We start from the raw sequence: 22,704 nt of genomic DNA, 5'->3' as shown, positions 1-22,704 counted from the left end.
TAAGGCAAGTATGAAATTTTCACGTTCGGCAAAAGCGAAAGCAAAGACAAAGTCAAATGCCAAACTACGCAAGCCTGAAGAAAAAACAGGATTTGTGAGTTGGCGTTTTGCGTTGCTTTGCGGTGGTATTGGTATCGCTTTAGCCGCGCTATTAATCCGTGTTGCCTATTTACAGATTATTAATCCCGATCCCCTTATTCGTGAAGGGGATATGCGTTCTCTACGTGTGCAAAAAGTACCGACAGCAAGAGGCATGATCAGCGACAGAATGGGCAGACCTCTTGCCGTTAGCGTGCCAGTTTATGCTATTTGGGCTGATCCTAAAGTTGTATTAGATGCTAATCCTGATATGACGGACTCGCGTTGGTTAGCGCTTGCTGATGCACTGAAAATACCAGTGAATCAAATTGAGCAAAAAATTGTTGCAACGCCTTCCGCTCGTTTTATCTATTTGGCTCGCCAAGTGAATCCTGAAATTAGTGATTACATTAGTAAATTAAAAATCACTGGGATTAATATGCGTCAAGAATCAAAACGCTATTATCCGTCAGGTGAAGTAACTGCTCACATCATCGGTGTAACAAATATTGATGGTGATGGCATTGAAGGTGTTGAAAAAAGCTTTAACCAGTGGCTCACCGGTGCTCCCGGTGAGCGCGTTGTTCGTAAAGATGGTTTTAACCGTGTTATTGAAAATATCGCTCAAACAGATAGCCAAGCTGCTCATAACCTGATGTTAAGTATCGATGAGCGTTTACAATCTGTGGTTTATCGCGAATTAACCAATGCGGTTATTAAGAATAAAGCAGAGTCAGGAACCGCGGTTTTAGTTGATGTAAATACGGGTGAAGTGCTGGCGATGGCAAATAGCCCATCGTACAACCCAAATAATTTAACGGGTACACCTAAAGACGCGATGCGTAATCGTGCTATCACCGATATTTTTGAACCGGGTTCTACCGTGAAACCGATGGTTGTGATGAGTGCACTTCACAATCATATCATTAAAGAAAATAGTGTTATTAATACTGTTCCTTATCGTATTAGTGGGCATCAGATAAAAGATGTGGCGTTATATCATGAGCTTTCGATAACAGGAATATTACAGAAATCGAGTAACGTTGGTGTTTCAAGACTGGCGTTAGCGATGCCTGCATCTGAACTTGTGGATGTTTATTCACGATTTGGATTCGGGAAGCCAACTAACTTGGGGCTAGTTGGCGAAAGTAGTGGCATATTTCCAATAAAAAAACAGAGGTGGTCCGATCTTGAAAGGGCCACCTTCTCATTCGGATATGGGCTAATGGTAACGCCGTTGCAGTTAGCGCGTGTCTACGCAACGATTGGTAGTTTTGGTATTTATCGTCCTCTCTCTATTACGAAAGTTGACCCTCCTGTACCGGGAACACGAGTCTTCCCAGAGCCTGTGATGAAAACGGTCGTACACATGATGGAAAGCGTTGCATTACCCGGTGGTGGTGGTGTGAGTGCTGCAATCAAGGGTTATCGTGTTGCGATTAAAACAGGGACAGCGAAAAAAGTAGGACCTGACGGAAAATATATCAATCAATATATCTCTTATGCGGCGGGTGTTGCACCTGCAAGTCGTCCTCGCTTTGCGTTAGTTGTGATAATCAATGAACCTAAAGCAGGTAAGTACTATGGGGGCGCAGTATCCGCACCGGTGTTTGGCACAATCATGGGCGCAGTTTTACGCACAATGAACGTAGAACCTGATGCATTGACGCCAGACGATAAAAGTGAATTTGTAATTAAAAAAGAAGAGGATACAAGTGGCCGATCCTAACTTAAGTGACCTATTAGGGGCACTCGGGATACAAGCACCGTCATTGATGCTCAAAGACATGACACTCGACAGCCGAAAAGCGGCGAGCGGTGATCTTTTTATCGCCATTAAAGGTCATGAAACTGATGGTAGACGCTATATTCCTCAAGCAATTGCTCAAGGTGTTTCTGCGGTATTAGCGGAAGCGCAAGATGTTGCAACGCATGGCGAAATCCGTGAAAGTCACGGTATTCCAGTTATTTACATTGATAATCTTAATGCGGAATTGTCAAAATTAGCTGGGTATTTTTATCATCAACCTGCGGAAAAACTGAAACTAATTGGTGTTACTGGGACTAACGGAAAAACGACAACAACACAATTGTTAGCACAGTGGGCACAAGGTTTAGGTGAAACCAGTGCTGTGATGGGAACAGTAGGTAACGGGCTTTTAGGTCATGTTGTTCCTGCGATGAACACCACAGGATCTGCGGTTGATATTCAATTAGAATTACAGCAATTATTAAATCAAGGTGCGACATTGGCGGCTATGGAAGTTTCTTCTCATGGTTTAGTTCAAGGTCGTGTCAGTGCATTGCCTTTTGTGGCGAGTGTATTTACGAATTTAAGCCGTGATCACCTTGATTATCATGGTGATATGGCAAATTACGAAGAAGCAAAATGGTTACTGTTTTCCACGCATCAAAGTGGTGAGAAAATCATCAATGCGGATGATGCCGTTGGTCTAAAATGGCTATCTCGTTTACCTGACGCTGTTGCAGTAACAATGGAAAATAAATTGCCACAAAATTGGCAAGGTCGCTTTGTTAAAACAACTCGTATTAATTATCACGACGCAGGCGCAACGATTCACTTTAGTTCTAGCTGGGGTGATGGTGAAATTGAAAGCCCACTTATGGGTGCTTTTAATGTCAGTAACCTTTTGTGTGCTTTAGCGACATTATTGGCATTAGGATACCCGTTAAATGCCGTTATTAATGCTTCATCGGCACTCACACCTGTTTGTGGTCGCATGGAAGTATTTAGCGCAGATAATCGTCCTACGGTTATCGTCGATTATGCTCATACCCCTGATGCTTTAGAGAAAGCGCTTCAAGCAGCTCGTTTACACTGCACAGGTAAACTGTGGTGTGTATTTGGTTGTGGCGGAGATAGAGATAAAGGTAAGCGCCCACTAATGGGAGCGGTCGCAGAAGAGCTGGCTGATAAAGTTGTTATCACTGATGACAACCCTCGTAGTGAAGAGCCTCAAGCGATTATCCAAGATATTCTTTCAGGTTTAATGGAGCCGGGTCGTGCGATTGCTATTGAAGGTCGAGCAGAAGCAGTCACTAACGTGATTATGCAAGCAGATGCCAATGATATGATTTTAGTCGCTGGTAAAGGGCATGAAGATTATCAGTTAGTTGGTTCACGTCGCCTTGATTATTCAGATAGATTAACCGTTGCTCGGTTATTGGGGGTGATAGCATGATCCCTCTATCTTTAGAAAATATTGCACAAGTTACTAAAGGCACATTGAGCCATATTGCTAAAGGCTCAGCGGATCAATTCATCATCAAATCGATTTCAACAGATAGCCGTAAAATTGATGAAGATTGTCTGTTTATTGCATTAGCGGGTGAGCGTTTTGATGCTCATGATTTTATTGCTGATGTAAAAGAAAAGGGCGCTGTTGCAGTTCTAGTTAATCGTGAGATTGATGTTGATTGTCCGCAAATTATTGTGAAAGATACTCATCTCGCAATGGGTGAAATTGCGGCACATATTCGTTCATTAAGTCACGCCAAAATTGTGGCACTGACGGGCTCTTCCGGAAAAACTTCCGTTAAAGAGATGACCGCTTCTATTTTGCGTCACTGTGGCGAAACACTGTATACACATGGCAATTTAAATAACGATATTGGCGTACCTTTAACGCTGTTTCGTTTAACACCTGAACACCGTTTTGCAGTTATCGAATTAGGTGCAAACCATATCGGTGAAATCGCCTATACCGTAAATATGGTAAAACCAGATGCTGCATTGGTAAACAACCTCTTTTCTGCACACATTGAAGGTTTCGGCTCACTGGAAGGTATTGCTCAAGCTAAAGGCGAAATCTTTACACACTTAAAAGAGCAAGGTACAGCCATTATTAATCTTGATAGTAATGACTTACCTCTGTGGCAACATCATTTAAATGCGCGCCAAACACAATGGTCGTTCTCTTTATCCGCACAACGCAACGCAGATTTTTATCCTACTGATATTGCCGTTAAGCAATTCATCACAAATTTCACCTTACACACACCTGAAGGTTGTGTTGAAGTTACTCTTCCATTACCGGGTCGCCATAATATTGCGAATGCTTTAGCGGCAAGTGCACTTGCGCTATCTGCTGGAGCGACGCTTGAAGATATTCGCCTTGGCTTATCGACATTAAAAGCGGTACCGGGAAGACTGTATCCTGTTGAGTTAACTTCAGGAAAAATGGTGTTAGATGACACTTACAATGCGAATGATGGCTCGATGATTGCGGGCTTACAAGTGCTCTCTCAATTACCGGGATATAAAATTTTTGTCGCTGGGGATATGGCTGAATTAGGTAAAGATTCAGAAAAATGTCACCGCGATGTTGGTCGTTTTGCTCACAGTGCTGGTATTGATAGTGTCTTTACTGTTGGGCATCACAGCCATTTTATTAGTGATGAAAATCAAGGTGGTCAGCATTTTGCATTTAAAGCCGACTTACTTGCTCAATTAATTCCATTATTACAGCAGCATGATGTTGTTTCAGTTTTAGTAAAAGGTTCACGAAGCTCCGCGATGGAAGATATCGTGAACGCATTAAAGGAGTGCTTTGAATGTTAGTTTGGCTAGCCGAATATTTGGTTAAATACCATACATTTTTTAATGTGTTTTCTTATCTGACATTCAGGGCGATTGTTGGTTTATTGACGGCATTAATTATTGCTTTGTGGATGGGGCCTCATCTCATCGCATGGTTACAAAAAATGCAGATTGGACAAGTGGTTCGTAGTGAAGGACCTGAGTCGCACTTTAGTAAACGTGGTACACCAACAATGGGCGGGATTATGATCCTGTTTTCTATCTCCATCTCTACACTGTTATGGGCAAGATTAGATAACCCTTACGTTTGGTGTGTATTGCTGGTTTTAATTGGTTACGGCGTGATTGGATTTGTTGATGATTATCGCAAAGTTGTTCGTAAAGATACCAAAGGCTTAATCGCACGTTGGAAATATTTCTGGCAATCCGTATTAGCACTGGTTGTGGCATTTAGCATGTATGCCATTGGTAAAGATACGCCAGCAACACAGCTAGTCGTTCCATTCTTTAAAGATGTCATGCCTCAATTAGGCATGCTTTATATTTTACTGGCTTATTTCGTCATTGTGGGAACAAGTAACGCCGTTAACTTAACGGATGGTTTGGATGGCTTAGCCATTATGCCAACTGTTTTTGTTGCTGCCGGTTTTGCATTAGTTGCATGGGCGACTGGTAACGTTAATTTTGCAAGCTACTTAAAAATTCCTTACTTGATGCATGCAGGTGAATTGGTGATTGTCTGTACCGCTATCGTTGGTGCAGGCTTAGGTTTCCTTTGGTTTAATACTTACCCAGCTCAAGTATTTATGGGTGATGTAGGCTCTCTTGCATTAGGTGGCGCATTAGGAACGATTGCGGTGTTATTACGCCAAGAATTCTTATTAGTCATTATGGGCGGTGTATTTGTTGTTGAAACACTCTCCGTTATTTTACAAGTCGGCTCATTTAAGTTGCGTGGTCAACGTATCTTCCGTATGGCTCCAATTCATCACCATTATGAATTAAAAGGCTGGCCTGAACCTCGTGTTATTGTCCGCTTCTGGATCATCTCACTGATGTTAGTGCTTATTGGTCTGGCGACATTAAAGGTACGTTAAAATGGCAAATTATCAGGGAAAAAAAGTAGTTGTTGTTGGGCTTGGAATAACAGGCCTTTCCTGCGTTGACTTTTTTATCCGCCAAGGTGTTACGCCTAAGGTTATTGATACACGCCAAAAACCAGGAGGCTTAGATAAGCTTCCTGCTGACGTTGAATATCATACAGGTAGTTTTCATCAAGCATGGCTTAACGATGCTGATTTAATTATCTCAAGTCCGGGTATTGCACTTTCAACACCTGAGCTTGTTGAAGCGGCAAATCATGGCGTTGAAATTGTCGGTGATATCGAATTATTTTGCCGTGAAGCCCAAGCACCTATTGTTGCAATCACTGGTTCTAACGGTAAAAGCACCGTGACAACGATAGTAGGTGAAATGGCAAGCGCAGATGGTATTCGCGTTGGGGTCGGTGGCAATATTGGTGTTCCCGCTCTGACCTTATTAACCGAGCCTCATGATTTATATGTATTAGAGCTATCAAGCTTCCAATTGGAAACGACTTACAGCTTACAAGCTGCGGCTGCAACGGTATTAAATATTAGCGAAGATCATATGAATCGCTATCCGTTAGGATTAGAGCAATACCGTGAAGCAAAACTGCGTATCTACGATAACGCTAAAACCTGCGTTTATAACGAAGATGATGCATTAACGTTACCTTTAGCAGGTAAAGATAATCGTTGTGTTAGTTTTGGTGTCGGACAAGGTGATTATCAGCTTGATAACACAAATCGCATTTTAAAAGTGAAAGGTGAGAAAGTCCTTTCGACAGCTGAAATGTATCTGTCAGGACAGCATAACTATACCAATGCATTAGCCGCATTAGCGCTTGCTGATGCAGTGGGTATTTCTCGTAAAGCTGCAACCGAGGTACTGAAAACGTATCACGGTCTTGCTCATCGTTTTCAATTAGTTTATTCACATCAAAATGTACGTTGGATAAATGACTCGAAAGCGACCAATGTGGGAAGCACAGAGGCGGCATTACGAGGGCTAGAAGTTGAAGGCACTCTGCATCTTTTATTAGGTGGAGATGGGAAATCGGCTGATTTCTCTTCTTTATTGCCTTATATCAGCGGCGACAATATTCGTCTGTACTGTTTTGGACAGGATGGACAAGCATTGGCAAATTTACGACCAGATGTCTCTTTATTAACAGTGACAATGGAAGAAGCCATGCGAGCTTTAGCACCGACTGTAAAATCAGGAGATATGGTATTGCTCTCTCCGGCATGTGCAAGCTTAGATCAGTTTAAATGTTTTGAGCAGCGTGGTGATGAATTTGCGCGTTTAGCAAGGGAGCTTGGCTGATGAGCATATTCGCAATGCGAAGATTAAAACAGTGGCTAGTGGGCAGTTATCAAACTGAGAATACGGCATTTGTGCCGTATGATCGCACTTTGCTCTGGTTTACTTTCGGATTAGCGGTTGTCGGCTTTGTTATGGTGACATCGGCTTCAATGCCGGTGGGTCAACGTCTTGCAGAAGACCCTTTCTTATTTGCGAAACGTGATGGCATCTATATCGTTGTCGCATTTTGTATTGCGTTAGTCACTATGCGTATTCCAATGGCAATTTGGCAACGTTATAGCAGCTTGATGCTGTTTGGCTCGATACTTCTTTTATTGGTGGTATTGGGAGTTGGGAGTTCAGTAAATGGTGCTTCACGCTGGATTGCGGTGGGGCCATTAAATTTCCAGCCTGCTGAATTATCAAAACTTGCACTGTTTTGCTATCTATCGAGTTATTTAGTTCGAAAAGTTGAAGAAGTTAGAAACAACTTTTGGGGTTTCTGTAAGCCGATGGGTGTGATGTTAATACTGGCTGTTTTATTGTTATTACAGCCAGACTTAGGAACGGTTGTGGTTTTATTCGTAACAACATTAGCGCTGCTATTTTTAGCGGGCGCTAAAATTTGGCAATTCTTAGCTATTATAGGCTCAGGAATTGCGGCTGTTGTTATGTTGATTATCGTTGAACCTTACCGTGTTCGACGTATTACTTCTTTCTTAGAGCCTTGGGAAGATCCATTTGGTAGCGGTTATCAGCTTACACAATCTCTAATGGCATTTGGCCGTGGGGATTTACTGGGACAAGGTTTAGGAAACTCAGTACAAAAATTAGAATATTTGCCTGAAGCACATACCGACTTCATTTTCTCTATTCTTGCCGAAGAACTTGGTTATATCGGTGTGGTTTTGGTGCTTTTAATGGTATTCTTCATCGCTTTTCGTGCGATGCAAATTGGACGACGTGCGCTGATCCTCGATCAACGTTTTTCAGGCTTTTTAGCTTGCTCTATCGGGATCTGGTTTACATTCCAATCATTGGTCAATGTAGGCGCAGCAGCAGGCATGTTGCCAACAAAGGGATTAACCCTTCCTCTTATTAGTTACGGTGGTTCGAGCTTGATTATTATGTCAACCGCCATCGTGATGTTATTACGAATTGATTATGAAACACGTCTAGCACAAGCTCAGGCGTTTGTAAGGAGCCCGAAATGAGCGAGCGTAGACGCCGTTTAATGGTTATGGCTGGTGGTACTGGGGGGCATGTATTCCCAGGACTGGCTGTTGCTCATTATCTACAATCCCAAGGTTGGGAAATCCGATGGTTAGGAACGGCAGATAGAATGGAAGCCGATTTAGTGCCTAAACACGGTATCGAAATTGAATTTATTCGCATCTCAGGCTTACGTGGCAAAGGAATTAAAGCGTTAATCGCAGCCCCTATTCGTATTATTAAAGCGATTTTCCAAGCTCGTGCCATTATGAAGCGCTATCAGCCAGATGCTGTACTTGGTATGGGTGGCTATGTTTCAGGTCCGGGCGGTGTTGCTGCTTGGATGTGTGGGATCCCTGTTATTTTGCATGAGCAAAACGGTATCGCTGGATTAACCAATCGCTGGTTATCTAAAATTGCGAAACGTGTATTACAGGCTTTTCCGGGGGCATTTCCTAAAGCTCCTGTGGTTGGAAATCCCGTTCGTGAAGATGTATTGGCACTTGAAGCACCTTCAGTACGATTAAAAGAGAGAACAGGGCCTGTTCGTGTACTGATTATTGGTGGTAGCCAAGGCGCTAGAATTTTAAATCACACCTTACCTGTAGTTGCAGGTTTGCTAGGTGAACATGTTACAATCTGGCATCAGGCAGGAAAAGGTGGCGAAAGTGATACAAAAACACGCTATCAGAACGAATTAGCAAAAAATTCAGTTAAATCTGAATATAAAGTTACTGAATTTATTGATGATATAGCGCAAGCTTACCAATGGGCTGATGTTGTGGTGTGTCGTTCAGGTGCATTAACGGTCAGCGAAATTGCCGCAGCGGGATTACCCGCTATTTTTGTTCCTTTCCAGCACAAAGATAGACAGCAATATTGGAATGCACTGCCGCTAGAAAAAGCGGGTGCCGCGCGAATTATCGAGCAAAATGATTTAACTCCAGAAGTCATTGCACAAACCCTGAAAAATTGGGATAGAGAAACCTTGTTAGCGATGGCAGAGAAAGCAAAAAGTGTTGCGATTACGGATGCCACAGAGCGCGTAGCAAATGTGATAATCGAAGTGGCAAAAAAATAAACGTAACTTGTAACCATTAACTTAGAGTGAAGAAGTAAATAGTGAATACACAACAACTGGCAAAATTAAGATCGTTTGTGCCTGAAATGAGAAAAGTTAAGCATATTCACTTTATCGGCATCGGTGGTGCGGGTATGGGGGGAATTGCCGAAGTGCTGGCTAACGAAGGTTATGAAATCAGCGGTTCTGATTTAGCACCGAACGTAGTCACACAACAGCTCGTTGCCTTAGGCGCAACAGTCTATTTTAATCATCGCCCTGAAAATATTCGCGGCGCAAGTGTTGTTGTGGTTTCGACAGCAATCAGTGCTGAAAACCCTGAGATTATTGCAGCAAGAGAAGCGCGTATTCCGGTTATTCGTCGTGCTGAAATGCTGGCTGAATTGATGCGTTATCGTCATGGTGTTGCGATTGCCGGAACACATGGTAAAACCACAACAACAGCGATGATTTCAAATATTTATGCGCAAGCGGGTTTAGATCCTACTTTTGTTAATGGTGGACTTGTTAAATCGGCTGGCACGCATGCTCGTTTAGGTTGCAGTCGTTATTTAATTGCTGAAGCTGATGAAAGCGATGCATCATTTTTACATTTACAACCCATGGTTGCTGTCGTTACGAATATCGAAGCAGACCATATGGACACATATCACGGTAATTTTGACAATCTAAAAGAGACGTTTATTACTTTTTTGCACAATTTACCATTCTATGGCCGTGCAGTGATGTGTCTGGATGACGATGTCATTCGTTCGATTATTCCTAAAGTAGGGCGTTATATTACGACTTATGGCTTTAGTGAAGATGCTGATGTTCGTATTACGCATTATGAACAAAAAGGTGCTCAGGGCTTTTTCACTATATCTCGTGAAGGTATGCCAGATTTGCAAGTTGTCTTAAATGCACCCGGTCGTCATAACGCATTGAATGCGACGGCTGCAGTTGCTGTAGCCACAGAAGAAGGTATTGCTGACGAACATATTTTAGCGGCATTACTTAACTTCCAAGGTACTGGGCGTCGTTTCGATTTCTTAGGTAACTACGGTCTTGAGCATGTTAATGGTCAAGAAGGTGAAGTGATGCTAGTGGATGATTATGGTCATCATCCAACAGAAGTTGATGCAACGATTAAAGCAGCGAGAGCAGGATGGCCAGATAAACGTCTAGTGATGATTTTCCAACCTCATCGCTATACCCGTACTCGTGATTTATATGAAGACTTTGCCACTGTTCTCAATCAAGTTGATATTTTATTATTAACAGATGTTTATTCTGCAGGGGAAGCGCCTATTGCAGGTGCCGATAGTCGCTCACTTTGTCGAACAATTCGCCAACGTGGGAAGCTAGATCCTATCTGGGTTTCTGATGTGGATAATATTTCATCAATATTAGCGGGTGTAATAACAGATAATGATCTTGTTTTAGTTCAAGGTGCTGGAAATATTGGTAAAATAGCGCGTCGCTTAGCAGATACGAAATTACAGCCATCTTTCAGCGAGGATTAAGACGGATGTTTGAGCAAGTGAACATCATTTATGGTGAAATAGTCAATAAAACAACTGTAATGATGGAGTGTTATGAAGAAAGTAACACTGAATTGGCGAAAAAAATGATCGAGAATTCGCTTGCTCAAATCTGTGTTGAGAAAAAATTTCAGTTAAAAAGTAAGAAAAACGAAGAAAAATTCGCAATTTCTTCTTTTAAAGTAAATAATTCTCAACAGATTGAACAATTTAGTGATTTAATTATCAAACCTAAAGGTGTTCATAAAGTATATATATGTAGGAAAAGTATTAATCGCTGGAATATCGGACAAAAGGATGGGCGATTCTCTCGTTTAAACGTTGCTCAGGAGTTAGTGGGTTAATATGTCACAAGCAGCGCTAAATATAAAAGAACATAAAGAGAAGCAACATTCTGACAGACCGAGTAATGGTACTTATTTATCAGGATTAATCTTTTTCTTATGTGTGATTGCCACCATCGTTTGGGGTGGGATACAAGTGGTTAACTGGATGAAAGACGCGAATCGTCTACCAATCTCAAAACTTGTATTAACAGGCGAGCGGCATTACACAACGAATGATGATGTGCGTCAGGCGATTTTGTCTTTAGGACAGCCGGGCACATTTATGACACAGGATGTGAATATCATTCAGCAACAAATTGAACGGATGCCATGGATTAGGCAAGTCACTGTTCGTAAACAGTGGCCTGATGAACTTAAAATCCATCTGGTAGAGTATGTTCCCTTTACCCGTTGGAATGATACTTACTTTCTTGATAAAGAAGGGCGTGTTTTCAGTCTGCCAACGCAGTTGGAAACCAAAGGAAGTTACCCTTTGCTATATGGCCCACAAGGAAGCGAAAAAATGGTGTTGTCAGGTTATGTCGCAATGAGAGATCAACTTCTTGCTAGTAACCTGAATTTAAAAGCAGCGTCAATGTCTGCCCGTCAAGGATGGCAATTAGTTTTAGACAATGATGTCCGATTGGAGTTAGGTCGTAAGGATAACGAAAAACGGATCGCTCGCTTTATTGAGTTGTATCCGATACTGCAACAACAAACAGATAAACGAGTTGATTACGTGGATCTGCGTTATGACAGTGGTGGTGCAGTCGGATGGGCTCCTTTATTACTTGAGAATGAATAAACAAGACGTGGCAGATGACACGATGAAGGCGAAGGCAGAACAATAATGATCAAAGCGACGGACAGAAAATTAGTAGTTGGTCTTGAGATTGGTACGGCCAAAGTAGCCACCCTTGTCGGTGAGATCCTGCCTGATGGCGTAGTGAATATTATCGGGGTGGGAAGTTGTCCATCTCGGGGCATGGATAAAGGTGGCGTTAACGATCTCGAATCCGTCGTAAAATGCGTGCAACGGGCGGTAGATCAGGCTGAATTAATGGCTGACTGTCAAATATCTTCAGTATATTTGGCGTTATCAGGCAAGCATATCAGTTGCCAAAATGAGATTGGCATGGTGCCAATTTCAGAAGAAGAAGTGACTCAAGATGATGTTGATAGCGTGGTACATACCGCGAAATCCGTCAAAGTAAAAGATGAACACCGTGTTTTACACGTGATACCGCAAGAGTATGCCATTGATTATCAAGAAGGGATCAAAAACCCAGTTGGATTATCGGGTGTGCGTATGCAGGCTAAAGTTCATTTAATTACCTGCCATAACGATATGGCAAAGAATATTGTAAAAGCAGTTGAACGCTGTGGGTTAAAAGTAGATCAACTGATTTTTGCGGGACTGGCTTCAAGTTTCGCTGTATTAACAGAAGATGAACGTGAATTAGGTGTGTGTGTTGTTGATATTGGTGGCGGTACAATGGATATCGCTATTTATACCGGTGGAGCATTAAGACATACCCGCGTTATTCCTTATGCAGGCAATGTTGTAACCAGCGATATTGCTTACGCTTTTGGCACACCGCCAAATGATGCGGAAGCTATCAAAGTTCGTCACGGTTGTGCATTAGGATCTTTAGTTGGTAAAGATGAAAATGTCGAAGTTCCAAGTGTCGGAGGCAGACCACCAAGAAGTCTGCAACGACAAACTCTTGCTGAGGTGATTGAGCCTCGTTATACCGAACTGCTCAATCTTGTTAATGAAGAGATTTTAAAAGTTCAAGAACAGTTACGCCAGCAAGGGATTAAGCATCATTTAGCCGCAGGTATCGTGCTAACAGGTGGTGCTGCACAGATTGATGGACTTGTTGAATGTGCTCAACGTGTTTTCCACACGCAAGTACGGATCGGTAAACCGTTAAATATTACCGGGCTAACAGATTATGCGCAGGATCCCTACTACTCAACAGCGGTTGGGCTCTTGCATTACGGTAAAGAATCTCACTTTGGTGAGGAAACTGAAACCGAGAAACGCTCTGCTGTCGGTGGTTTATTTAAGAAACTCACTGGTTGGCTAAAAAGAGAGTTTTAATAATCAGACAAATTTAAAAAGAGGTCGTTTGAGCAAGCGGCCCTGAGAAGGCACAAAACGGAGAGAAATTATGTTTGAACCTATGGAATTAACCAACGATGCGGTGATCAAAGTCATCGGCGTTGGTGGCGGCGGCGGTAATGCGGTTGAGCACATGGTTCGTGAACGTATTGAAGGCGTAGATTTCTTTGCAGTCAATACGGATGCTCAAGCGCTACGTAAAACAGCGGTCGGACAGACTATCCAAATTGGTAATGCCATTACGAAAGGCTTAGGTGCAGGTGCAAATCCTGAAGTGGGCCGTAATGCTGCTGAGGAAGACCGCGAAGGGTTACGTGCAGCACTTGAAGGTGCCGATATGGTCTTTATCGCAGCAGGTATGGGCGGTGGTACGGGTACTGGTGCTGCGCCTGTTGTTGCAGAAGTGGCTAAAGAATTAGGCATTTTGACCGTTGCTGTAGTAACTAAGCCTTTTAATTTTGAAGGCAAAAAACGCATGGCATTTGCGGAGCAAGGTATTACTGAGTTATCAAAACATGTTGACTCATTAATCACTATTCCAAATGACAAATTATTAAAAGTACTTGGTCGTGGAATTTCATTATTAGATGCGTTTGGTGCAGCTAATGATGTATTAAAAGGCGCAGTTCAAGGTATCGCTGAGCTAATTACTCGTCCAGGTTTAATGAACGTTGACTTTGCTGACGTAAGAACTGTGATGTCTGAAATGGGTTATGCCATGATGGGATCTGGTGCTGCGAAAGGTGAAGATCGTGCTGAAGAAGCAGCAGAAATGGCGATTTCAAGTCCATTATTGGAAGACATCGACTTATCTGGCGCACGTGGTGTGTTAGTCAACATCACTGCAGGCTTTGACTTACGTCTTGATGAATTTGAAACAGTGGGTAATACCATTCGTGCATTTGCATCAGATAATGCGACTGTGGTTATCGGTACATCCCTTGACCCAGAAATGAATGATGAATTGCGTGTGACTGTGGTTGCAACAGGTATTGGGATGGACAAACGTCCAGAAATTACACTGGTAACTAATAAACAGAATCAGCAAAGCGCAATGGAGAATCGTTACCAGCAAATGCAAAATAGCATGTCTTCTTTCTCTGCCGTAGAAGAAAGCAAGCCTGCTGCAAAAGCCGTTAACGAACAATCTACTCAGGCAAGCAAAGAACCGGATTATTTAGATATCCCTGCGTTCCTGAGAAAACAGGCTGATTAATCGCCAAAAAGATTGGCATCTCCGCTTTTTGTGCTAAACTGTCCTGCCAATTATAAGTATAATGATTGGTAGGACGGATAACATTGCGAGATAAAATGATGATCAAACAACGGACATTAAAACGAATTGTACAAGCAACTGGTGTGGGACTTCACACGGGTAAAAAAGTTACGCTTACAATGCGTCCGGCGCCAGCAAACACTGGGGTCATCTACCGTCGTACTGACTTAAATCCACCGGTGGATTTTCCAGCAGACGCAAAATCAGTTCGTGACACTATGTTATGTACTTGCTTAGTTAACGAAGACGATGTGCGTATATCAACCGTTGAGCATTTAAACGCAGCACTGGCTGGTTTAGGCATTGATAATATCGTAATTGAAGTGAATGCACCTGAAATTCCAATTATGGATGGAAGTGCGGCACCTTTTGTTTTCTTGTTACTTGATGCAGGCATCGAAGAACTTCGTACTGCGAAGAAATTCATTCGCATCAAAGAAACAGTACGTGTAGAAGATGGCGACAAATGGGCAGAAATGCGTCCATACAACGGGTTTAAATTAGATTTTACTATCGATTTTAATCACCCTGCCATTGATGCAAGTACACAGCGTTATAAATTAGATTTCTCCGCGGAATCTTTTATGAGCCAAATCAGTCGTGCTCGTACTTTTGGATTTATGCGTGATATCGAATATTTACAATCTAAAGGATTGTGTTTAGGCGGAAGCTTCGATTGTGCAATCGTAGTTGATGACTATCGTGTTCTCAACGACGATGGTCTGCGTTTTGAAGATGAATTCGTTCGTCACAAAATGTTGGATGCAATCGGTGATTTATTTATGTGTGGCTATAACATTATTGGTGAATTTACCGCGTTTAAATCAGGTCATGCACTGAACAATAAATTGCTCCAAGCTGTATTAGCAAAAGAATCTGCGTGGGAATTCGTCACATTTGAAGACGAAGCGCAAATGCCAGTGGCATTCAAAGCTCCCTCAATGGTCTTTGCTTAATTCCTGCGAAGGAAAGCGCGTTAATTATCTCTAATTAACGTTCATCTTTGGCTGTACTTGTACTCTCTCCGGCAAGTGCAGCCAACCGTTCTAATTTCTCTCTTAATTTCTTCGGGCTTTTTTCAGCCAAATACTTCAATGATTGTGCGCTTTCCAAACTTAAGTGACGTCTCTTTATAGGCGCTTGCTCTTTTAATGATGATATTAAAGATCTTTTTTCCTGTTTTATTCCCAAAGACGGATTTATTTTGATGTCTATTGAGGATAAGGATGGTAAAATTTCTTGTCTCAATGCGGAAAGTAATGACGGGGTTTCATAACGTAAACGAGTTAACCAACTTGCGTTTGCAACTTCAATAATTAAAATAGCACTGCGATAATTTGCGACACGGCACTTATCTCGTAAAGGAACGGGTAAAAGAGCCATGACGGCGCGATTTAATTTTAGTAAAATCGTTGCGCGCTGTTGTATAAGTTGTAATGTACTCTTGTTGGAACCTTCAAGTTCAATGAAGATTTTTTCCAATGATTGTGGGTAACTATCCCGCATAGATTTTGACTCCACAAAATAAAGATTAATGAGCAACGAAGGTTAATGAGCATTATAAGTTTTTGGCGACAGTTTGGCAGGCGATATTTTTGGTCGCATCTGCTTTTAGGGATGGTAGCAGCAGGTATTGGAATACCTTCGCTGTTGTCTGCTCATGCCGAAAATCCACAGCAAACTGATACCCCTCTATCTCAAAACCGCCAAAGTCAGGCACTTATTGCGTTTGATAACTTATTCTTACGCCAAAGTGTACAGAATCCTGCTTCATCCTTCACCTTTAATTACTGGCAACAACACGCAGTAAAAAATGTAATTAAACAGCTCTCTTTTGCATTCACCATTAATTCGCCTGAATTGATGGTTAAAGCCAAAGATGAACCGTTACCTGTTTCTAATGTTGCAGAGGTTATGCTTGATACTCTGTATGCCTTATTAACAGAGACTCCATCATCAGCGCTAAGCAACCTTCCTCTTTCTGGCTATGTTTTAGTACAGAATACAAATTCCTATCATACCGGATTATGGCTTGCACAAATCCGCGGTATTCGCGCAGGGCCTTACCTAACAGCTTAATTGAGTCACTTAATCTAATAAGATTATGATTATCTCTGTTTATCGATAGATGCAGAGGCTGTTTTCGGCGTTTCACGTCATAAATGAGAATAAAGATTTATGTTAGGTAAAATTGTAACCAAAATTTTTGGTAGTCGTAATGATCGTACAATCCGTCGTATGCGTAAAATTGTTGGTGAAATTAATAAATTAGAACCAGAATTTGAAAAGCTGACTGATGATGAGCTAAAAGCGAAAACAAATGAATTTCGTGAGCGTTTAAAGAACGGTGAAAAAGAAGAAGATATTTTACCTGAAGCATTTGCAACCGTACGTGAAGCAAGTAAGCGTGTCTTTGGTATGCGCCACTTCGATGTACAGTTAATCGGTGGTATGGTTCTAAATGAGCGTTGTATTGCAGAAATGCGTACAGGTGAAGGTAAAACATTAACTGCAACATTGCCTGCATACTTAAATGCGCTATCAGGTAAAGGGGTTCACGTTGTTACCGTCAATGACTACTTGGCACAACGTGACGCCGAAAATAACCGTCCTCTGTTTGAATTCTTAGGTTTAAGTGTTGGTATCAACTTGCCAAATATGGCGCCACCAGTAAAACGCGAAGCCTATAATGCTGATATCACTTATGGTACGAACAACGAATTTGGTTTCGACTACCTGCGTGACAACATGGCATTTAGTCCACAAGAACGTGTTCAACGTAAATTACACTATGCATTAGTGGATGAGGTTGACTCAATCTTAATCGATGAAGCGCGTACTCCGCTGATCATTTCAGGTCCAGCAGAAGACAGTTCTGAGCTTTATATCCAAATGAATAAAGTGATCCCTCACTTGATTTCTCAAGAGAAAGAAGACTCAGACACTTTCCAAGGTGAAGGTGATTACTCTGTTGATGAAAAAACACGTCAAGTGAACATCACAGAACGTGGTCTGGTTAAAATCGAAGGGTTATTAGCAGATGCTGGAATGATGAAAGAAGGGGAGTCTTTATACTCACCTGCAAACATTATGTTAATGCACCATGTGACGGCTGCATTACGTGCTCACGCGCTATTTACCAAAGACGTTGACTACATTGTTAAAGATGGCGAAGTTATCATTGTTGACGAACACACGGGTCGTACAATGCAAGGTCGTCGTTGGTCTGATGGTTTACACCAAGCTGTTGAAGCAAAAGAAGGTGTGAAGATCCAAAATGAGAACCAAACATTAGCGTCAATTACATTCCAAAACTATTTCCGTTTATACGAAAAATTAGCAGGGATGACCGGTACTGCGGATACTGAAGCATTTGAATTTAACTCTATTTATCGCTTAGAAACCATTGTTATCCCAACTAACCGCCCAATGGTACGTAAAGATCTACCTGACTTAGTCTATATGAATGAGCAAGGTAAATTTGCAGCTATTATTGAAGATATTCGTGAACGTACTCAAAATGGTCAGCCTGTTCTTGTGGGTACCATTTCAATTGAAAAATCAGAAGAAATTTCTAAAGCGCTGACTAAAGCGAATGTTCACCATAACGTACTGAATGCGAAATTCCACGCAATGGAAGCAGACATCATTGCTAACGCAGGTTTGCCTTCAGCGGTAACTATCGCAACTAACATGGCTGGTCGTGGTACCGATATCGTGTTAGGGGGGAGCTGGCAAACTGAAGTGGCTAAGCTTGAAGAGCCAACTGAAGAGCAAATCGAAGAAATCAAAGCTAAATGGAAAGAGCGCCATGATGCAGTATTAGCATCAGGTGGTTTACATATCATTGGTACTGAGCGTCACGAATCTCGTCGTATTGATAACCAGTTACGTGGTCGTGCGGGTCGTCAAGGGGATGAAGGTTCTTCTCGTTTCTATTTATCTATGGAAGACTCCTTAATGCGTATTTTTGCTTCAGACAAAGTGTCTGGCATGATGCGTAAATTAGGTATGAATGAAACCGAAGCGATTGAGCACCCTTGGGTAACCAAAGCGATTGCAAATGCACAGCGTAAAGTAGAAAACCGCAACTTTGATATTCGTAAGCAACTGCTTGAATATGATGACGTAGCAAATGACCAACGTCGCGCAATCTATACTCAGCGTAATGAATTACTGGATGTGGCAGACGTAAGCGAAACTATCGATAGCATTCGCCAAGACGTCTTCACTTCAATGATTGATAACTATATTCCACCTCAATCACTGGAAGAAATGTGGGATATCGAAGGCTTAACGGCATGTTTACAAAAAGACTTTGATTTAAATTTACCAATCAAAGAATGGTTAGATAAAGAGCCGGAATTACATGAAGAAACATTGCGTGAGCGTATTTTAGAAAAATCTATCGAAGTTTATAAAGCGAAAGAAGAGATCGTTAGTGCTGAGATGATGCGTAACTTTGAAAAAGGCGTGATGTTACAAACGCTGGATTCACTGTGGAAAGAGCACTTGGCAGCAATGGATTATTTGCGTCAAGGTATCCACTTACGTGGTTATGCACAAAAAGATCCAAAACAAGAGTACAAACGTGAATCGTTCGCCATGTTTGCTAACATGTTAGAATCACTGAAATATGAAGTGATTAGCACGCTAAGCAAAGTACAAGTTCGTTTACCAGAAGAAGTTGAAGAGTTAGAACGTCGCCGTCGTGAAGAAGCAGAACGTTTAGCTAAACAACAGCAATTAAGCCATGAAGTGACAAAAGAATCTCAAATGTCAGCAGTAGATGGTCAAGTTGCCGCAGGTAAAAAAGTGGGTCGTAACGAACCATGCCCTTGTGGATCAGGTAAGAAATTTAAGCATTGTCACGGCCAATTAGGTTAATTTATCCATTGATAACAATGGTTATTTAACTTTTTGTTGAACAAGAAAATCCCGCTTAGCAATAAGCGGGATTTTTTATGGTTGATAGAAAAACTAAATTGAAGAGCGAAGGTGGGAAAGGTGACTTTTTGTTGTTTTACTTTCAGAGTCTGACTTTGGCTCAACTAGCCCTGCAATAATCGGGCAATCAGGATTGTTATCACCTTGGCAATCTTTCGCTAAGTGTTCTAACGTTTTTGTCATACGTTGTAGTTCAGCAATTTTACGATTGAGCTCTTCAATATGGGAGAGTGCGATAGATTTCACATCTGCGCTGGCGCGTTCTCCGTTATTCCATAAAACTAACAACGTTGATATCTGTTCTGTTGAAAAACCAAGTGCTCGAGAATGGCGAATAAAACGAAAGCAAGCTACGTCTGCATCTGTGTAATCGCGATAACCTGAATCAGTACGAATAGCCTTTGGAATTAAGCCAATCTGCTCATAATAACGGATCATTTTGCTTGAAATACCGGACTTTTTTGCTGCTTGACCAATATTCATTATGTTCCCCTTATCGGATAATAAAGCGCTCTCTATAAGTATAAGGTAGTCGCTTTATAATATTGAGCCAGACCTTTGTTGAGTCTGGCTATAAATAAAATCAATCTATTAATGTGTTTTTATTGGTGCTTGAAAACGTTTTAGTCGTAAGGCGTTACCCAAGACAAATACACTTGAAAGCGCCATTGCGGCAGCGGCAATGATGGGTGAAAGTAACATGCCATTAATTGGATAAAGCATGCCAGCCGCGACAGGAATTAATAAGGCGTTATAAGCAAAAGCCCAAAACAAGTTTTGTTTGATATTGCGAATAGTTGCTTGGCTTAAAGCTATTGCATCAACGACACCGCGCAGATCACCCGACATTAACACCACATCAGCAGCTTCAATGGCGACATCGGTTCCTGTACCAATCGCTAACCCAACATCAGCTTGTGCAAGCGCTGGAGCATCATTGATACCATCACCAACAAAAGCGACTTTAGCGCCTTTATGGCTAAATTGCTTTAAGGCTTCGACTTTTCCATCAGGAAGTACTTCAGCCGCAATTTCATCAATACCTAACTGTTTAGCAATCGCTTTTGCTGTGGCTTCGTTATCACCAGTGATCATGGCAACTCTCAAACCTAAATCATGTAACGCTTTGATTGCTTCAGGGGTTGTTTCTTTAATCGGATCTGCAACTGCAATAATGGCAGCAAGATGTCCATCAATGGCTGCATAAAGAGGGCTTTTGCCTTGCTCACCGAGTTTCTGTGCTGAAGAGATAAAGTGACTGACATCTAATCCAAGTTGTTTCATAAAGCGATCAGCACCAACAGATACGGCTCTTCCTCCTACTGTTGCACTCACGCCAAAACCCGGAACTGCTTCAAAATTTTCAACTGTTGCGAGCGTTAATCCCGCCTCTTTAGCCGCATTGACAATAGCTTCTGCAATAGGATGTTCCGAATAAGTTTCAATAGCAGCAACAAGGCTTAAGGTTTCATTATATTCAAAACCTTCTGCTGGAATTAAATCTGTTAATTCAGGACGGCCTTTTGTTAATGTGCCTGTTTTATCAAGAGCGACAACATTGACATCACGTAAGGCTTGTAAGGCTTCACCTTTACGGAAAAGAATACCCAACTCTGCTGCACGACCTGTACCCACCATAATGGATGTTGGCGTTGCTAATCCCATTGCACATGGACAGGCAATAATTAACACAGCAACGGCATTAATTAACGCAAAGGTTAATGCAGGATCTGGACCAAAAGCTAACCAAATAAAGAAGGTGATTGTTGCACCTAACATAACCGCCGGCACAAACCACATGGTGACTTTATCAACAAGTGCTTGAATAGGAAGTTTAGAGCCTTGAGCTTCCTCCACTAAGCGAATGATTTGTGCCAATACAGTGTTAGAGCCAACTTTGGTGACTTTAAAACTAAAAGCACCTGTTTTATTGATAGTTCCACCCACAACGTCAGAACCAATCTCTTTCGATACAGGTACAGGCTCGCCGGTTATCATGCTCTCATCAACGTAAGAGTGACCGTCAATAATCTCTCCATCAACAGGTATTTTTTCACCGGGGCGAACAAAAACGATGTCTCCCATCACAACTTGATCCAGAGGAATTTCCAGTGTTTCACCATGACGAGAAACTCGCGCTGTTTTGGCTTGCAAACCAACTAAACGTTTAATCGCTTGAGATGTATTTCCTTTCGCCTTGGCTTCAAGCGTTCTTCCTAACAAGATCAAGGTGACAATCACAACAGCGGCTTCAAAATAGATATTGGCTGTGCCCGCAGGTAGGACTTGAGGAATAAAGGTTGATACCACTGAATAGCCGTAAGCGGCGGCTGTACCAACAGATACTAATGAGTTCATATCAGGAGCACCGCGTAATAACGCAGGTATCCCTTTTTGGAAAAAGCGTAAACCGGGGCCAAACATCACAATAGTGGCGAGGATAAATTGAATATACCAATTTAGCTGTTGCCCCAGAGTTTGAGTGACCCAACCATGCACACCGGGAATAAAGTGCGATCCCATTTCAATAACAAAAACAGGTAATGTGAAGACGGTGGCAATAAGTAATGCGCGACGTAATGAACGTTCCTCTTTTGCACGGCGCTCTTCACCTACATCGCGAGTATTTGCTGGATCATCGGATAAACGACGAGGTTTATAGCCAGCATGTACAACAGCGACCTCTAAATCGGTGATCGATACTACGCCTGACAAATAGCGCACACGAGCGCGTTCAGTTGCAAGGTTTACCGTGGCTTCTAATACACCGGGAACTTGAGCCAGTGCTTTTTCTACACGGCCAACGCAAGATGCGCAGGTCATTTCTTCAATTGCCAGCTCAGTTATCTCTTCGGGTACTTTATAACCTGAACTTTCAATGGCGCTCACGGCAACTGTGGGATCAGGTGTATTTGTAAATGTAATATCTGCACGTTCAGTGGCTAAATTGACAACAGCATCTTGTATTTGTGGTACGGCTTTTAAGGCACGTTCGACACGACCAACACAGGATGCACATGTCATACCTTCAACAGGTAAACTCAGCCGATTGGCAGAGGACAACGTAGTCTTAGTGTTCATCAAAAATCCCCTCTTAAATATGGTATGGGATAAAGCTTAGGCTTTACCATTAGGGGAAGGTCAAGGAGTCGATGGCGATTTAATTTCTACGATAAAATGTATC

The 22,704-nt window shown here is 42.0% G+C and carries 18 protein-coding genes; 15 read left to right on the top strand and 3 right to left on the bottom strand.

The annotated features are described in order from the left end of the window. The first annotated feature begins 10 nt into the window (after positions 1-10). The 13 genes from ftsI (at position 11) to lpxC (ending at position 15,529) form a co-directional block, all read left to right on the top strand. A complete protein-coding gene (ftsI, locus tag D7029_RS13795) occupies positions 11-1,807 on the top strand; it encodes a peptidoglycan glycosyltransferase FtsI (RefSeq protein ID WP_194950951.1) in 1,797 nt (598 codons plus the stop codon). Then, on the top strand, positions 1,794-3,281 hold the full coding sequence (murE, locus tag D7029_RS13790) for a UDP-N-acetylmuramoyl-L-alanyl-D-glutamate--2,6-diaminopimelate ligase (RefSeq protein ID WP_194950950.1): 1,488 nt from the start codon (positions 1,794-1,796) through the stop codon (positions 3,279-3,281). Before ftsI ends, murE begins: the two co-directional genes overlap by 14 nt. Beyond that, complete coding sequence (murF, locus tag D7029_RS13785; RefSeq protein WP_194950949.1) at positions 3,278-4,660, top strand: UDP-N-acetylmuramoyl-tripeptide--D-alanyl-D-alanine ligase; 1,383 nt, start codon at positions 3,278-3,280, stop codon at positions 4,658-4,660. Before murE ends, murF begins: the two co-directional genes overlap by 4 nt. Continuing rightward, positions 4,654-5,736 carry a phospho-N-acetylmuramoyl-pentapeptide-transferase gene (gene mraY / locus D7029_RS13780; RefSeq protein WP_023581493.1) on the top strand — a complete coding sequence of 361 codons (1,083 nt, stop codon included), beginning with the start codon at positions 4,654-4,656 and terminating at the stop codon, positions 5,734-5,736. Before murF ends, mraY begins: the two co-directional genes overlap by 7 nt. A 1-nt stretch (position 5,737) precedes the next feature. Beyond that, positions 5,738-7,048 (top strand): UDP-N-acetylmuramoyl-L-alanine--D-glutamate ligase, encoded by a 1,311-nt coding sequence (gene murD / locus D7029_RS13775; protein WP_194950948.1) that lies wholly within the window; start codon positions 5,738-5,740, stop codon positions 7,046-7,048. Then, complete coding sequence (gene ftsW / locus D7029_RS13770; protein WP_088494922.1) at positions 7,048-8,241, top strand: cell division protein FtsW; 1,194 nt, start codon at positions 7,048-7,050, stop codon at positions 8,239-8,241. Before murD ends, ftsW begins: the two co-directional genes overlap by 1 nt. Then, positions 8,238-9,320 carry an undecaprenyldiphospho-muramoylpentapeptide beta-N-acetylglucosaminyltransferase gene (murG, locus tag D7029_RS13765; RefSeq protein WP_088494923.1) on the top strand — a complete coding sequence of 361 codons (1,083 nt, stop codon included), beginning with the start codon at positions 8,238-8,240 and terminating at the stop codon, positions 9,318-9,320. The genes ftsW and murG overlap by 4 nt, the downstream gene beginning before the upstream one ends. A gap of 41 nt (positions 9,321-9,361) precedes the next feature. Beyond that, on the top strand, positions 9,362-10,825 hold the full coding sequence (gene murC / locus D7029_RS13760; protein WP_088494924.1) for a UDP-N-acetylmuramate--L-alanine ligase: 1,464 nt from the start codon (positions 9,362-9,364) through the stop codon (positions 10,823-10,825). A gap of 5 nt (positions 10,826-10,830) precedes the next feature. Continuing rightward, entirely contained in the window at positions 10,831-11,187 is a 357-nt protein-coding gene (locus D7029_RS13755; protein ID WP_194950947.1) for a hypothetical protein, read from the top strand. A gap of 1 nt (position 11,188) precedes the next feature. After that, positions 11,189-11,974, top strand: a complete 786-nt coding sequence (ftsQ, locus tag D7029_RS13750; protein ID WP_088494926.1) for a cell division protein FtsQ — start codon at positions 11,189-11,191, stop codon at positions 11,972-11,974. A gap of 45 nt (positions 11,975-12,019) precedes the next feature. Then, positions 12,020-13,276, top strand: coding sequence for a cell division protein FtsA (gene ftsA, locus D7029_RS13745; RefSeq protein ID WP_098942190.1), 1,257 nt, complete (start codon positions 12,020-12,022; stop codon positions 13,274-13,276). A 70-nt stretch (positions 13,277-13,346) separates the two neighbouring features. Further along, positions 13,347-14,513: a cell division protein FtsZ gene (ftsZ, locus tag D7029_RS13740; protein ID WP_088494927.1), complete on the top strand. Its 1,167-nt coding sequence runs from the start codon at positions 13,347-13,349 to the stop codon at positions 14,511-14,513. Between the two features lie 98 nt (positions 14,514-14,611). After that, positions 14,612-15,529, top strand: a complete 918-nt coding sequence (lpxC, locus tag D7029_RS13735; protein WP_036913397.1) for a UDP-3-O-acyl-N-acetylglucosamine deacetylase — start codon at positions 14,612-14,614, stop codon at positions 15,527-15,529. Between the two features lie 34 nt (positions 15,530-15,563). Here the strand turns inward: lpxC and D7029_RS13730 are convergent, their stop codons facing one another. After that, positions 15,564-16,079 (bottom strand): DUF721 domain-containing protein, encoded by a 516-nt coding sequence (locus D7029_RS13730; protein WP_194950946.1) that lies wholly within the window; start codon positions 16,077-16,079, stop codon positions 15,564-15,566. A 45-nt stretch (positions 16,080-16,124) separates the two neighbouring features. Here D7029_RS13730 and secM point away from each other — a divergent pair, with 45 nt between their 5' ends. Together secM and secA are read left to right on the top strand one after the other, a co-directional pair. Further along, positions 16,125-16,652: a secA translation cis-regulator SecM gene (gene secM / locus D7029_RS13725; protein ID WP_075670795.1), complete on the top strand. Its 528-nt coding sequence runs from the start codon at positions 16,125-16,127 to the stop codon at positions 16,650-16,652. Positions 16,653-16,751: 99 nt separating this feature from the next. Continuing rightward, positions 16,752-19,460, top strand: coding sequence for a preprotein translocase subunit SecA (gene secA / locus D7029_RS13720; RefSeq protein WP_165122762.1), 2,709 nt, complete (start codon positions 16,752-16,754; stop codon positions 19,458-19,460). Between the two features lie 93 nt (positions 19,461-19,553). Here secA and cueR read toward each other — a convergent pair whose 3' ends face one another. Beyond that, on the bottom strand, positions 19,554-20,003 hold the full coding sequence (gene cueR / locus D7029_RS13715; RefSeq protein WP_088494931.1) for a Cu(I)-responsive transcriptional regulator: 450 nt from the start codon (positions 20,001-20,003) through the stop codon (positions 19,554-19,556). A 108-nt stretch (positions 20,004-20,111) separates the two neighbouring features. Further along, positions 20,112-22,601: a heavy metal translocating P-type ATPase gene (locus tag D7029_RS13710; RefSeq protein ID WP_194950945.1), complete on the bottom strand. Its 2,490-nt coding sequence runs from the start codon at positions 22,599-22,601 to the stop codon at positions 20,112-20,114. Between the last annotated feature and the right edge of the window lie 103 nt (positions 22,602-22,704).

Origin of the sequence: Proteus vulgaris (genome assembly GCF_016647575.1) — a bacterium.
GTDB classification, from domain to species: domain Bacteria; phylum Pseudomonadota; class Gammaproteobacteria; order Enterobacterales; family Enterobacteriaceae; genus Proteus; species Proteus mirabilis_B.
This window is presented reverse-complemented; position numbering and strand designations above follow the sequence as displayed.